Raw genomic sequence first — 13005 nt, 5'->3', positions numbered from 1 at the left:
ACACTATCCATCAGATTGGATGATCGTATCGTTTGTTCTTCATGCTGTCATACACTGATTTCGACGCCTGTCTACTATGTTATTACATGGCTGCATCAGAGATCAAACTCAGCTGCGTAAGAGTTAAGCTTTTTCAGTGATTCGCCTCGATTGTCACTCCCGTGAAAGTCCACTATAGTAAACGCATGTATCAGCTTGATGATATCGACAAGCGCATCGGCGCACGCATTCGCATCGAACGGGAAAGTCGCGGCTGGTCGCTGACGGAGTTGGCCGAACGCTCGGCCGTTTCCCGGGCCATGATCCACAAGATCGAGCGTGGCGAAAGCAGCCCGACGGCGACGCTGCTCGGTAAGCTTTCCGGTGCTTTCAGCCTAAGCATGTCGGCCTTGATGGCACGTGCGGAGATGCAGCAGGGCCGGCTTCTCCGGAAGGAAGAGCAGCCCGTCTGGGTCGATCCGCAGACGGGCTATGAGCGCCGGCACGTTTCCCCGAAGTCGGACCTGCCGCTCGATCTCGTCCGCATCGAATTGCCTGCCGGGGCGGAGGTTCCGATGCCCGCATCGGCTTATGCCTTCGTGCGGCAGCTTATCTGGGTGCTCGAGGGACAGCTGACCTTTATCGAGGGAGATACGAAGCACTCGATGTCGGCGGGCGATTGCCTCGAGCTCGGTCCGCCGACGGATTGCGTTTTCAAGAATGAAAGCGGAGAGCCCTGTATCTATGCCGTCCTCGTGCTTCGCGACGCTTGACGGCCCCCGTTAAACTTAGTGTTACCGCAAGGCATTGCGCTCGTCCGGCCGGACGATAGGCGATATGCTGCCGTCTTCCTCGATCGGAAAAGGAGACTGGCCGTGGAGATCGCAGTCATCGGAGCCGGTGCCATGGGAAGCGCCATTGGCCGGCGTTTGATCGAAAATGGGGCGAGGGTGCTCACTTATCTCGACGGACGCTCGGCTTCGACCATCGAACGAGCGAAAGCAGCCGGCATGGAGCCGGTTGGATTGGACGCTATCGCCACGTCGCGTCTCATTCTTTCCATCGTTCCGCCGGCGGAGGCTGTTGCCGTCGCTGAGCAGATTGCCGCTGAACTGCGTCGGATGGGCGCGAAAACGACCTTCATGGACTGCAATGCGATTTCGCCGAGGACCATGACCGAGGTTGCGGCGATTTTCGGCCGCGACTGCGGCGTGGTTCTCGACGGCTCCATTATCGGCGGTCCGCCAAAGCCCGGCCAGAAGGGGCCGAAACTCTATGTGAGCGCCGATGCCGCGAACGACAGCGGCGTGCTGGTCGAATACGGACTGCAGGTTCGCCACATCGATGGGGCAATCGGCGCGGCCTCGGCATTGAAGATGTGCTATGCCGGCATCAACAAGGGCGTGACCGGCCTCGGCGCCGCCATGCTGCTTGCGGCGATCCGTTCAGGTGCCGATGCCGCCCTGAAGCGCGAACTTCAGGAAAGCCTGCCGGGTCTCGATGCGAAATTCGTCCACGGCATTCCGGACATGTATCCGAAAGCCTACCGATGGGTCGCGGAGATGGAGGAGATTTCCGAGTTCCTCGGTGAGGATGATCCGGCCGCCTTGATCTTCAAAGGCATGGCCGGGTTCTATCGGAAGATGGCTAGGGATCGGGAAGAGCGAGGTCTATTGGCCGGCCAGCTCGATAAATTGAATAGCGGTGGCTGATATTAGGCCGAGATAGTTGCGTTCCATCTGCCGCCGCCGCCTTGATGATGTAAAGTCGCCTCGCCGACTCGTATTGGCGTCGGCGAGGCAGATTGAGGGAGACGTATGACCCAGCCGATCAAGACCATCGTCGTTGCCGTATCGCGCAACGGCATCATCGGACGCGAAGGCGACATGCCCTGGCGATTGTCATCCGACCTCAAGCGTTTCAAGGCGATGACGCTCGGCAAGCCGGTGATCATGGGACGTAAGACGTTCCAGGCGATCGGCAGGCCACTGCCGGGCCGGCCGAATGTCGTCATTACCCGCGACACCGATTTTACCGCCGAGGGGATAACGGTCGTGCACTCGCTCGACGAAGCGATTTCGGTTGCATCCCGTCTGGCCAAGGAGAGCAATGTCGACGAAATCTGCATCCTCGGCGGTGGCGAAATCTATCGGCAGGCGATTGATCTCTCAGACCGGCTACTGATCACCCACGTCGAGGCGGACGTGGACGGCGACACGTCCTTTCCAAAGATCGATCCCGGCATCTGGCAGGCAGATAGCGAGCTTGCCGTGCCGGCTGGAGAAAAGGACACGTATCCGACGCGTTTCGTTCGCTATTTCAGGCGAAAGGCATAAGAGCTGGCCCTAAAAAGCAAATATTTTCCAATGAATCCGACGAACTTCCTGAAGTCGCGTTGAAAGCAGGTGCTTCGATACCTATAACGGGAAACAATCGCTGCCACCCACGGATTTCGTGGGCTTGGCGCGATATCGGGAGTCAACAAACAAAGAGGTTTTGATGCCTTGGAGCAATCAGAATGGCGGCGGCGGTGGCCCATGGGGCGGCGGTGGCGGCGGAAATAATCAGGGACCTTGGGGACAGGGACCGAACCGGCCGCGGGGCAGCGGCAATGGTGGGCCTCCGGACCTGGAGGATATCATTCGCCGCGGTCAGGACCGATTGAAAGGTTTCGTGCCCGGTGGCTTCAATGCAGGCGTCGTTCTCATCATCATTGCAGTGATTGCCGTTTTCTGGCTGATCCAGTGCATCTATACGGTGCAGCCGGACGAGCGCGGCGTTGAGCTGCGCTTCGGCAAGCCACGTGAAGAAGTCTCCATGCCTGGCCTGCATTTCCATATCTGGCCGATGGACCGCATCGAATTCGTGAAGGTCACAGAGCAGCAGCGCAATATCGGCGGCCGCTCCTCGGCCGGTTCGAATGCTGGCCTGATGCTGACGGGCGATCAGAACATCGTCAACGTGCAGTTCTCTATCCTCTATACCGTGACCAACCCGCAATCCTATCTGTTCAATCTCGAGACCCCCGACGAGACTTTGCAGCAGGTTGCGGAGAGCGCCATGCGTGAAGTGGTCGGTCGCCGTCCGGCTCAGGACATCTATCGCGACAAGCGTCAGGAAATCGCAACCGAAGTCAGAAGCATCATCCAGGATACGATGGATCGCTACGGCTCCGGTATCTCCATCAATGCCGTCCCGATCGAGGATGTCTCGCCGCCGCGCGAAGTGGCCGACGCATTCGAAGAAGTACAGCGTGCGGAGCAGAACGAAGACCAGCAGGTGGAAGAGGCCAATCAATACGCCAACCAGAAGCTCGGTCAGGCCCGCGGCCGCGCGGCTCAGATCCGCGAAGAAGCGGCTGCCTACAAGGATCGTATCGTGAAAGAAGCTCAGGGTGAGGCGCAGCGCTTCATCTCGATCTACGACGAATACATCAAGGCGCCCGAGGTCACGCGCAAGCGCCTGTTCCTGGAAACCATGGAGTCCGTCATCGGCAATTCCAACAGCATCATCATCGACGACAAGCAGGGCGTCGTGCCTTATCTGCCGCTGAATGAAGTCGGCAAGCAGTCCACGACCCAGGCGGGCAAGCCCGCTGCTGCAACTCAGCCGGAGGCCAAATAATGACATCCAGCCGTTTGCCAGCCATTCTTATCGCGCTCGCGGTAGTACTGCTGCTTATTTATTCGTCGGTTTTCGTGGTCAACGCCCGTGAACAGGCGATTGTCCTGCGCTTCGGCCAGATTCGCGCCGTGAAGACGGAGCCGGGCATCTACTTCAAGCTGCCTTTTGCGTTCATGGATGCCGATCGCGTCCAGTATGTGCAGCTGCAGGAACTTCGCTTCGATCTGGACAATATCCGTGTCCAGGTCTCGGGCGGCAAGTTCTACGAAGTCGATGCCTTCGTCGTCTACAAGATCATGGATGCGCGCAAGTTCCGCGAGACCGTCTCCGGCGATCGCGATGCGGCTGAATCGCGTCTCAGGACGCGCCTCGACGCTGCTCTGCGTCGCGTCTATGGTCTACGCGGCTTCGAGGCGGCGCTTTCCAACGAGCGTGCCGCGATGATGACGGACGTGCGCAACGATCTCCATCGCGATGCGGAAACACTCGGCCTCAACATTGAGGACGTCCGCATCCGCCGCACGGACCTGTCTCAGGAAGTGTCGCAGAACACTTACGACCGCATGAAGGCCGAGCGTCTGGCGGAAGCCGAGCTGATCCGCGCGCGCGGTAACGAAGAAGGTCAGCGCCGCCGGGCGGTCGCGGACCGTCAGGTCGTCGAGATCGTTGCCGATGCGCAGAAGGATTCGGAAGTGCTGCGTGGTGAAGGCGAAGCCGAACGCAACGGCATCTTCGCGGATGCCTCGAAGCGCGACCCGAACTTCTATGAGTTCTATCGTTCGATGGCTGCCTATAACAAGGCGCTTGGCTCGGGTGGCAAGACGCTTGTCCTGCCGCCAAACCAGTCGGACTTTTTCAAGTTCTTCGACAGTCCGGCAGGTGCTGCGCCCAATTCCGGGGCGCCGGCGCTTGCCAATCCGACGGCGCCCGCGAACTAAGCTGGCGGCGCAAGAAATGAAAGGGCTGCCTTTGGGCAGCCCTTTTCTTTACGGCAGATTGCATCACCTTCGCCATCTCCACATCGGCGGGACGGAGGTCCGAGGATTTCGCAAAAAGGTGATTTCACGCTTCATCATTCCGCCTTATGTTGATGCTTATACAAGTTTTCCCTTTCTTTATGAGGATGCCTGATGGCTTCGACCAATCGCCTGCCTTTCAGCCGTTCGTTTGCCTTGCTCGCAAGCATTGCACTGATTGCCGGTCCCGTCGCGGGCGTTACCGAACAGGCTTATGCGCAGACGCAGAACAGCGGTGCGGCCGCGGGCGCCCAGCCGCCAGCAACGCCGAACAATCAGCCGCCGGCCGCATCTCCCACGATCACTACGAATCCAGTGATGAATGCAGGGCCGGCCTCGGTTGCGGATCTCGCTTCCGGCCTACTCGACGCGGTCGTCAATATTTCCACATCGCAGAAGGTCAAGGATGAGGGGAATGGGCCGGCGACCCCGAAGGTGCCGGACAATTCGCCCTACCAGGATGAATTCAAGGATTTCTTCAACAACAAGAAAGACGACGACAGCAACCGCAAGGTGAGCTCGCTCGGCTCCGGATTCGTCATCGATCCAGCAGGCTATATCGTCACCAACAATCACGTCATTGAAGGAGCCGACGATATCGAGGCGATCTTCCCGAACGGCACGAAGCTGAAGGCCAAGCTGATCGGAACGGATACGAAGACCGATCTTTCGGTTCTCAAGGTCGAGCCCAAGCATCCGCTGACCTCAGTCAAATTCGGCGATTCCTCGAAGATGCGAATCGGCGACTGGGTGATGGCGATCGGCAACCCATTCGGCCTCGGCGGCTCGGTGACCATCGGCATCGTCTCGGCGCGCGGCCGTAACATCAATGCCGGCCCCTACGACAATTTCATCCAGACCGATGCGGCGATCAACAAGGGTAATTCCGGCGGTCCGCTCTTCAACATGAAGGGTGAGGTGATCGGCATCAACACGGCCATCATCTCCCCGAGCGGCGGCTCGATCGGCATCGGCTTTGCAGTGCCGTCCGAACTAGCGGAAGGCGTCGTCAATCAGCTCCGTGACTTCGGCGAGACACGTCGCGGCTGGCTCGGTGTGCGCATTCAGCCGGTCACGGACGATGTCGCTAATAGCCTCGGCCTATCCGAAGCCAAGGGCGCGCTCGTGGCCGGTGTCATCAAGGGCGGCCCTGTCGATAACGGCTCGATCAAGGCGGGCGATGTCATCCTCAAATTTGACGGCAAGGATGTGGAAGAGATGCGCGACTTGCCGCGCGTCGTTGCCGAAAGCACTGTCGGCAAGGAAGTCGACGTGGTCATCTACCGCGATGGCAAGCAGCAGACCGTCAAGGTGACACTCGGTCGTCTGGAGGACAGCGATCAGGCGGCAGCCGCAAGCGCCGACAAGAACAAGAAGCCGCAGCTCGCGCCCGACGATAAGGGCAATGGCGATGGTGTCATCAATCCCGACCAGGGAGACGAGGGTGACGACGACGGCATGGATGGGCAGGATCAGGGAGGCGATCCGCAGCAATCGCCGCAGGCCCAGCCGCCGGTCCAGGCAACCTCGAGCATTCTCGGAATGAAGCTCTCGACGCTGACCGCCGAAAACCGCAAGAGCTTCGGCATTGCGGACAGTGTCGATGGCGTTGTCATCACCGAAGTGGCACCAGGCTCGGCGGCGGCGGAAAAGGGGCTGAAGCCCGGCGATGTCGTCGTTGAGGTTGCGCAGGAATTCGTCCAGACTCCGAGTGCTGCCTCGGAGAAAGTGGCTTCGCTGAAGCGGGAAGGCCGCCGCAATGCGCAGATGATGATCGCGTCTCCGAACGGTGACTTGCGTTTCATCGCCGTCGCGCTTGAGTAGAAGTCAGCTCCCGGCTTGCTCCGTCTGTTGCGCCTGCCACTCGGCGACGCCCAGACGATAGAGGACGTGGCGCTTTAGGTGCGGATGAGTGTCGGGAACATTGGGGTGACGGAAATCGCCGTCTTCGACGCGATGCATGCCGATCCGCTCCATCACGGTGGTCGATCTGACATTGTTGTGCACGGCGAAGGAAACAATTTGATTGAGGCCGAGCTTTCCGAAGCCATAGGCTAGCAATGCCCGCGCCGCTTCGGTGACCAGTCCCTTGCCCCATTGTCGTGCTACGAGCCGCCAGCCGATCTCGATCGTTCCGACTGGGACGAATGGCTCAAGGTGATTCGTCCGCATCAGCCCGCAATAGCCGATTGCCTCGCCGCTTTCCTTCAGCTCCAGTACATAGAGGCCAAGCCCGGTTTCCGCGACCATGGACTGGACGCGATCGAAGAAGGCGTCCGCTTCCGCGCGATTGCGGCGAAACGGAAAGAACTCCATGACGGCCTCGTCGGAATTGATCTCGTAGGCCAGATCGCGATCCGTCTCGCGCCAATTGCGGATGATGAGGCGTTCGGTTTCGGTGATGATCATCTGCGGCCCCTGACTTCAGCGATTTGGACTGCTCTATGGTTTGACAAAGTCCGTCTTGCGGTAGCCCTGGATATAGAGCAGGGCAGTCAGGTCACCGTGGTCGATGCGCATTCTGGCCTGTGCCGAAACGGTTGGCTTGGCATGGAGCGCGACGCCGGAACCGGCAAGCTGCAACATTCCAAGGTCGTTGGCGCCGTCGCCGACAGCCAGCGCGTCATCGGTGGAAATGCCGAGCCTCTCGGCGATTTCATTCAGCGCATCCACCTTGGCCTGCTTGCCGAGGATGGGTTCCTCGACGAGGCCCGTCAGGATGCCATTTTCTTCCAGCAGGACATTTGCCCGGTTCTCGTCGAAGCCGAGCGTGGCGCCGATGCGGCTGGTGAAGACAGTGAAGCCGCCGGAAACGAGGGCGGTGTAATAGCCCTTCGCTTTCATGGTGGCGATGAGCTCGAGGCCGCCTGACGTGAGCGTGATGCGCTTGGCAATGACCTCATCGACCACGGAAAGCGGCAATCCTTTGAGGAGAGCGACGCGCTCGCGCAGGGCTGGTTCGAAAGCGATCTCACCATTCATGGCGCGTGCCGTGATATCGGCAACCTTCTCCTTGAGGCCGACTTCGGCCGCAAGCTCGTCGATGCATTCCTGGCCGATCATCGTGGAATCCATATCGGCGATCAGCAATTTCTTGCGACGGGTTTCGGCTTCCTGGATCACCAGATCGATCGGCGCGCTGCCGATCACCGCCAGGATATTGGCTTCCGCTGCCTCGATATCGGTGTCGTCGCGCAGCGCGATATCGCAGGCAATACCGTCGGCAAGCCAATAGAGCCCGGACGCTTTGACAGCATCAGCCGCCTGTTCTGCGATGGCCGGAACAAGAACGGGGTTTGACGGATTGGCAATAAGCGTGGCAACGAAGGCCATGAGCAGAAACCCTATGAGCAATATCGACGCGATCCTGATAACCGGGCCGACCGCCAGCGGCAAGTCCGCACTGGCGGTGGAATTGGCACGTTCGCATAATGGCGTCGTCATCAATGCCGACAGCATGCAGGTCTATGACACCCTGCGCGTGCTGACCGCGCGGCCGGATGAAGCAGATATGGAAGGCATTCCGCACCATCTTTATGGCCACGTCCCGGCGAGCCAGGCCTATTCGACCGGCGCCTGGCTGCGCGAGGCCGGCACCTTGGTCGAACGCTTGCGCGGGGAGGGCAGAATGCCTGTCTTTGTCGGGGGGACGGGTCTTTATTTCAAGGCGCTGACGGGCGGGCTTTCCGATATGCCCGAGATTCCGTCCGATATCCGCGATCGGCTCCGCGGCCGGCTGCTGGCGGAAGGGGCGGAAACTCTGCATCGCGAGCTTGTGGAGAGCGATCGTAGCGTTGCGGAAGCGCTGAATCCGCAGGACGGGCAGCGTATCGTTCGCGCCCTGGAAGTGATTGAAGCGACGGGCCGGTCCATCGCCGCTTTTCAGGGTAAGAACGGACCAATGATCATTAATCCCGACCGTGCGCGAAAAATCGTGGTTCTGCCTGAGCGCGCTATCCTGCATGAACGCATCAACAGCCGTTTCGAGAAAATGCTGGCGATGGGAGCGGAAGACGAGGTGCGGGCTCTGCTGGCACTGGATCTTCCCTCGGAAATGCCCATCATGAAGGCGATCGGGGTCGCGCAGATCGCCGCGATGCTGAAGGGGGAGATGACGCGTGCCGAGGTCATCGAAACCGGATCCGCGGCGACACGGCAATATGCCAAGCGGCAGATGACCTGGTTCCGTAATCAGATGGACGAGAGTTGGGAGCGCTTGAGCCCGTAGTCCGGTATCAGTCCTTGTCGTAAAGACTGCTGAGCGGCTTTCTCAAAATGCTGTCCCGCAAGGACAAGCCGGGCTCGCGCCGCAGGGATGGAGCGGGCTCTCTCGGCGGTACCGAGCGCGTGCCTCCTTCGTCGCTGCGGAATTCGCGGCGCAATTCCGCAAGCTTGCTGTCAATCGACGTTTGTGAAGCCGCTGCCGGTGCGGCGGTACGAGGCAGCATGTCTGGACGATAGGGTTCGATCGGCGGCGGGTTCGGTTCCACGTGGGGCCGGATTGGCTGCTCGACTGGCACTTCGTCGAAATCATCCTTGATATCCGTCACGGGCATAGCATTGTAGCTTTGCTGCAGAGGACTGATATCGGGGCCTGAAATCGAGCGCATGCGGCCGACAATCGTACGCAAATCGACAGTGTCCGGCGAGTCCTCGCTGGTTTTCGCGACGCTGCCGCTCGCTTTCGGCAGCAAATGTCGATCGACCTGGGAAAAGCGCATGCGCATCGGCACTGCGATAGCCTCGCCGAAGGCGATAGCTTCGCCGTTGCCGATCGATGACAGGAAGCTGGTTGTCGATATCGAGGAGTTCGGGATGGCTGAGCGGATGATTTCCTGGTCGCGATCATTGGCAAGGCGCATGGCAAACAGTGTCGAACACTGCGACAGGATCGTCTGGTCCAGTTCGCCCGGCCGCTGCGTGATGATGCCGAGCGATACGCCGTATTTGCGTCCCTCCTTGGCAATGCGGGCGATCGCCTGGCGCGTGGGGAAGAAGCCAAGGTTCGGATCGGCGGGAATGTAGCGGTGCGCTTCCTCGCAGACGACGAGCATATGGATTGCGCCGTCGCTCCAGAGCGCCAGTTCGAAGGCCATGCGGCAAAGTACTGACGCGACAGAATTGATGACTTCCGAGGGGATGCCGGCGAGCTGGAACGTGCAGATCGGCTTGCCGTCGCCTGGAATGCGGAAGATCTTGGCAATGGTCTCCATGATCGTGTCGGTGATCGTATTGTTGGAGAACATGAAATGATAGCGGGGATCGTTGATCGCCGAGATGATGCGCATCTTCAGGGAGCGCAGGTGCGGCTTTTCCTGACGGCCTTCAAGGCGACCGATGCGTTCGTCTATCAATGCCAGCAGATCGGCCATGCGATAGGGGACTGGCGTGTCCGCCGTTACCGAAGACTTTTCCGTCTGGCGGCGCATCAGAGCTGAATCGCTGCCTCGGAAGGCACGGCGCGCTTCGGGAATGAGATCGCGCAGAGCATCGAGTTCCTCAGGCACCGCCGGCCGGCCACGGAAGATGACTTCGCTAAATTCGTCCAGACGCATCAGCCAGAAGGGCAGATCAAGCGTGTCAGTGTCGATGACGACAGCGTGCCTGGGGAAGGCGGCAGCGAATTCATTATGCGGATCGAGGATCAGCACGCGCAATTTCGGATCGGCTGTGATTGCCTTGTGCAACAGCAGCGATACGGCGGTGGATTTGCCGACACCGGTCGATCCCACGACCGCGAAATGTTTCGCCAGCATCGTGGGAATGTGGATGGCGGCGTCTATGCTTTCGTCTTGCGTCAGCTTGCCGATGACGCAGCTACTGCCCTTGCCGGCATCGAAGATGCGCATGAGATCGGCGGCACGGATGCGATGCGCGATGGCCCCGAGATAGGGATAGGCGGTAATGCCGCTCGAAAACTCCTCGCGCCCATCCGGTCCGACGCGGACTTCCCCAAGCAATTCCACCTCGATGCGAAAGAGATTGTCCTGCCCTTCGCCCCAACCGACGCTCTGCGTATTCATCGAATAGACGAGGGCTGCGACGCGGTTCTTCCCGACGCTGATGGAAATCAGTCGGCCGACCGACCAGAGTTCGGTCAAGTCCGTGCCGCCGGCCTCGGCCACAGCGGCGATCGTCGCTCTGGAACCGTTGCACGCGACGACGCGACCGAGAAAGCGATTTCCCGGTTTCAACTTGTCGCGGCGATCAAGATCTCCCGCGCTGCCTGATGTCTGCAGATCGTTATTCAGCAAACAATTACCCCAATTTTAGATGTCGGAGCATAGAGACGTGGGCTTAATAAAACCCTGTCTGCCATCCGCTCTTTTTATGGGGTTATGATGCAGCCGCGATTTTTTATTGCTTCACGCGTTGACGCTTCGAAATTTTCTGTCTATCACTTCGGCCCATGAAAAACTCGATCGTTCTTATCGTGGTGGGAAGGCGCATGGGCAGGATGGTGTAACCATCCGGCGATAGCCACCCATGCGCTAGATGACAGGCTCCCGAAGGGGCCTTTTTTTATGCCCGAAATCGAGATTTCATCTTTCCAAACCTCCAGCAGACAGCGGAACAAACGTATGACCGGCACAGATAATCAGGCGAGCGGCAATCGAATGACAGGCGCGGAGATCGTGTTGCAGGCGCTCAAGGACAACGGCGTCGAACACATCTTCGGTTATCCGGGCGGCGCTGTGCTTCCGATCTATGACGAGATCTTCCAGCAGGGCGACATCAAGCACATTCTCGTCCGCCATGAGCAGGGCGCCGGCCATGCGGCCGAAGGCTATGCCCGCTCCACCGGCAAGGTCGGCGTCATGCTGGTCACCTCCGGTCCCGGCGCGACCAATGCGGTCACGCCGCTGCAGGACGCCTTGATGGATTCGATTCCGCTCGTCTGCCTCAGTGGTCAGGTTCCGACCACGTTGATCGGCTCCGATGCGTTCCAGGAATGCGATACGGTCGGGATCACGCGTCCCTGCACCAAGCACAACTGGCTGGTCAAGGATGTCAACGAACTGGCCGCCGTCATCCACGAAGCCTTCCGCATCGCGCAGTCAGGCCGTCCGGGCCCCGTTGTTGTCGACATTCCGAAGGACATCCAGTTTGCGACCGGCACCTATACGCCGCCGGAAGCCCATGATGTCCAGAAGAGTTATCAGCCGAAAACCCAGGGTGATCTCAACAAGATTCACCAGGCGATCGAGCTGATGAAGAATGCCCGTCGTCCGGTCATCTATTCCGGCGGCGGCGTCGTCAACTCCGGTCCAGAAGCTTCCAAGCTGCTGCGCGAGCTGATCGAGCTGACAAATTTCCCGATCACATCGACGCTGATGGGCCTCGGCGCCTACCCGGCATCGGGCAAGAGCTGGCTCGGCATGCTTGGCATGCACGGTTCCTACGAAGCCAATATGGCGATGCATGATTGCGACGTCATGGTCTGCATCGGCGCGCGCTTCGACGACCGCATTACCGGCCGCCTGAACGCCTTCTCGCCGAATTCGAAGAAGATCCATATCGATATCGATCCATCCTCGATCAACAAGAACGTACACGTCGATATCGGCATTCTCGGTGATGTCGGCAATGTTCTGGAAGACATGGTTCGCCTGTGGCGCGCCCTGCCGCAAAAGCCTGCAGCGGACCGCCTCGGCGACTGGTGGGCCGATGTTGCGCGCTGGCGTGCGCGCAACTCGTTCGCCTACAAGCCGAGTGACGACGTCATCATGCCGCAATATGCGATCCAGCGCCTTTATGAGCTGACCAAGCATCGCGATACCTACATCACGACCGAAGTCGGTCAACACCAGATGTGGGCGGCGCAGTTCTACGGCTTCGAACAGCCGAACCGCTGGATGACCTCGGGCGGTCTCGGAACCATGGGCTACGGCCTGCCGGCTGCGCTCGGCGTTCAGATCGCTCATCCGGAGAGCCTGGTTATCGACATTGCCGGCGATGCCTCGATCCAAATGTGCATTCAGGAAATGTCGGCCGCGATCCAGCACAATGCGCCGATCAAGATCTTCATCCTCAACAACCAGTACATGGGCATGGTTCGCCAGTGGCAGCAGTTGCTGCACGGCAATCGCTTGTCGAACTCCTACACGGAAGCGATGCCCGATTTTGTCAAGCTTGCGGAAGCCTATGGCGCCGTCGGCCTGCGCTGCGAAAAGCCGGGTGACCTCGATGCGGCCATCCAGGAAATGATCGACGTCAATAAGCCGGTCATCTTCGATTGCCGTGTTGCCAATCTCGCCAACTGCTTCCCGATGATCCCCTCGGGTAAGGCACATAATGAGATGCTGCTCCCGGACGAGGCGACCGATGAGGCTGTCGCCAACGCGATCGATGCCAAGGGTCGCCAGCTGGTTTGATCGATAGCCGG

Annotated in this window: 11 protein-coding genes; 8 read left to right on the top strand and 3 right to left on the bottom strand. The window is 59.6% G+C overall.

Features of this window, described 5'->3' with window-relative positions; translation table 11 throughout:
* Positions 1-185: 185 nt before the first annotated feature.
* From FHT85_RS01885 to FHT85_RS01860, 6 genes are all read left to right on the top strand, one after another.
* Entirely contained in the window at positions 186-752 is a 567-nt protein-coding gene (locus tag FHT85_RS01885) for a helix-turn-helix domain-containing protein (RefSeq protein WP_112398956.1), read from the top strand.
* A 102-nt stretch (positions 753-854) separates the two neighbouring features.
* Positions 855-1691 (top strand): NAD(P)-dependent oxidoreductase, encoded by an 837-nt coding sequence (locus FHT85_RS01880; RefSeq protein ID WP_112334537.1) that lies wholly within the window; start codon positions 855-857, stop codon positions 1689-1691.
* A gap of 105 nt (positions 1692-1796) precedes the next feature.
* Positions 1797-2315: a dihydrofolate reductase gene (locus FHT85_RS01875; protein ID WP_112334538.1), complete on the top strand. Its 519-nt coding sequence runs from the start codon at positions 1797-1799 to the stop codon at positions 2313-2315.
* A 163-nt stretch (positions 2316-2478) separates the two neighbouring features.
* On the top strand, positions 2479-3603 hold the full coding sequence (hflK, locus tag FHT85_RS01870) for an FtsH protease activity modulator HflK (protein WP_112411715.1): 1125 nt from the start codon (positions 2479-2481) through the stop codon (positions 3601-3603).
* On the top strand, positions 3603-4541 hold the full coding sequence (gene hflC, locus FHT85_RS01865; RefSeq protein ID WP_112334540.1) for a protease modulator HflC: 939 nt from the start codon (positions 3603-3605) through the stop codon (positions 4539-4541). The genes hflK and hflC overlap by 1 nt, the downstream gene beginning before the upstream one ends.
* 192 nt (positions 4542-4733) lie before the next feature.
* A complete protein-coding gene (locus tag FHT85_RS01860) occupies positions 4734-6443 on the top strand; it encodes a Do family serine endopeptidase (protein WP_112334541.1) in 1710 nt (569 codons plus the stop codon).
* A gap of 3 nt (positions 6444-6446) precedes the next feature.
* On the opposite strand, the gene FHT85_RS01855 is transcribed toward FHT85_RS01860, so the two are convergent.
* Positions 6447-7028 (bottom strand): GNAT family N-acetyltransferase, encoded by a 582-nt coding sequence (locus FHT85_RS01855; RefSeq protein ID WP_112411716.1) that lies wholly within the window; start codon positions 7026-7028, stop codon positions 6447-6449.
* Positions 7029-7061: 33 nt separating this feature from the next.
* Positions 7062-7952: a phosphoserine phosphatase SerB gene (gene serB, locus FHT85_RS01850; RefSeq protein WP_112334543.1), complete on the bottom strand. Its 891-nt coding sequence runs from the start codon at positions 7950-7952 to the stop codon at positions 7062-7064.
* 13 nt (positions 7953-7965) lie between these two features.
* Between serB and miaA the strand changes: the two genes are divergently transcribed.
* Positions 7966-8847, top strand: coding sequence for a tRNA (adenosine(37)-N6)-dimethylallyltransferase MiaA (gene miaA / locus FHT85_RS01845; RefSeq protein WP_409527314.1), 882 nt, complete (start codon positions 7966-7968; stop codon positions 8845-8847).
* 7 nt (positions 8848-8854) lie between these two features.
* Here the strand turns inward: miaA and FHT85_RS01840 are convergent, their stop codons facing one another.
* Positions 8855-10873, bottom strand: coding sequence for an ATP-binding protein (locus FHT85_RS01840; protein ID WP_112411717.1), 2019 nt, complete (start codon positions 10871-10873; stop codon positions 8855-8857).
* A gap of 327 nt (positions 10874-11200) precedes the next feature.
* On the opposite strand from FHT85_RS01840, the gene FHT85_RS01835 reads away from it, so the two are divergent.
* Complete coding sequence (locus FHT85_RS01835) at positions 11201-12994, top strand: acetolactate synthase 3 large subunit (RefSeq protein WP_112411718.1); 1794 nt, start codon at positions 11201-11203, stop codon at positions 12992-12994.
* Positions 12995-13005: the final 11 nt, after the last annotated feature.

This window comes from Rhizobium sp. BK312, from assembly GCF_014193605.1.
Classification (GTDB): domain Bacteria; phylum Pseudomonadota; class Alphaproteobacteria; order Rhizobiales; family Rhizobiaceae; genus Rhizobium.
This window is presented reverse-complemented; position numbering and strand designations above follow the sequence as displayed.

Bases quoted from the DNA above. Each gene is read 5' to 3' on its own strand.
- FHT85_RS01885 (WP_112398956.1), top strand. From the start codon at position 186: ATGTATCAGCTTGATGATATCGACAAGCGCATCGGCGCACGCATTCGC.
- FHT85_RS01875 (WP_112334538.1), top strand. From the start codon at position 1,797: ATGACCCAGCCGATCAAGACCATCGTCGTTGCCGTATCGCGCAACGGC.
- hflK (WP_112411715.1), top strand. From the start codon at position 2,479: ATGCCTTGGAGCAATCAGAATGGCGGCGGCGGTGGCCCATGGGGCGGC.
- hflC (WP_112334540.1), top strand. From the start codon at position 3,603: ATGACATCCAGCCGTTTGCCAGCCATTCTTATCGCGCTCGCGGTAGTA.
- FHT85_RS01860 (WP_112334541.1), top strand. From the start codon at position 4,734: ATGGCTTCGACCAATCGCCTGCCTTTCAGCCGTTCGTTTGCCTTGCTC.
- FHT85_RS01855 (WP_112411716.1), bottom strand. From the start codon at position 7,028: ATGATCATCACCGAAACCGAACGCCTCATCATCCGCAATTGGCGCGAG.
- serB (WP_112334543.1), bottom strand. From the start codon at position 7,952: ATGGCCTTCGTTGCCACGCTTATTGCCAATCCGTCAAACCCCGTTCTT.
- miaA (WP_409527314.1), top strand. From the start codon at position 7,966: ATGAGCAATATCGACGCGATCCTGATAACCGGGCCGACCGCCAGCGGC.
- FHT85_RS01835 (WP_112411718.1), top strand. From the start codon at position 11,201: ATGACCGGCACAGATAATCAGGCGAGCGGCAATCGAATGACAGGCGCG.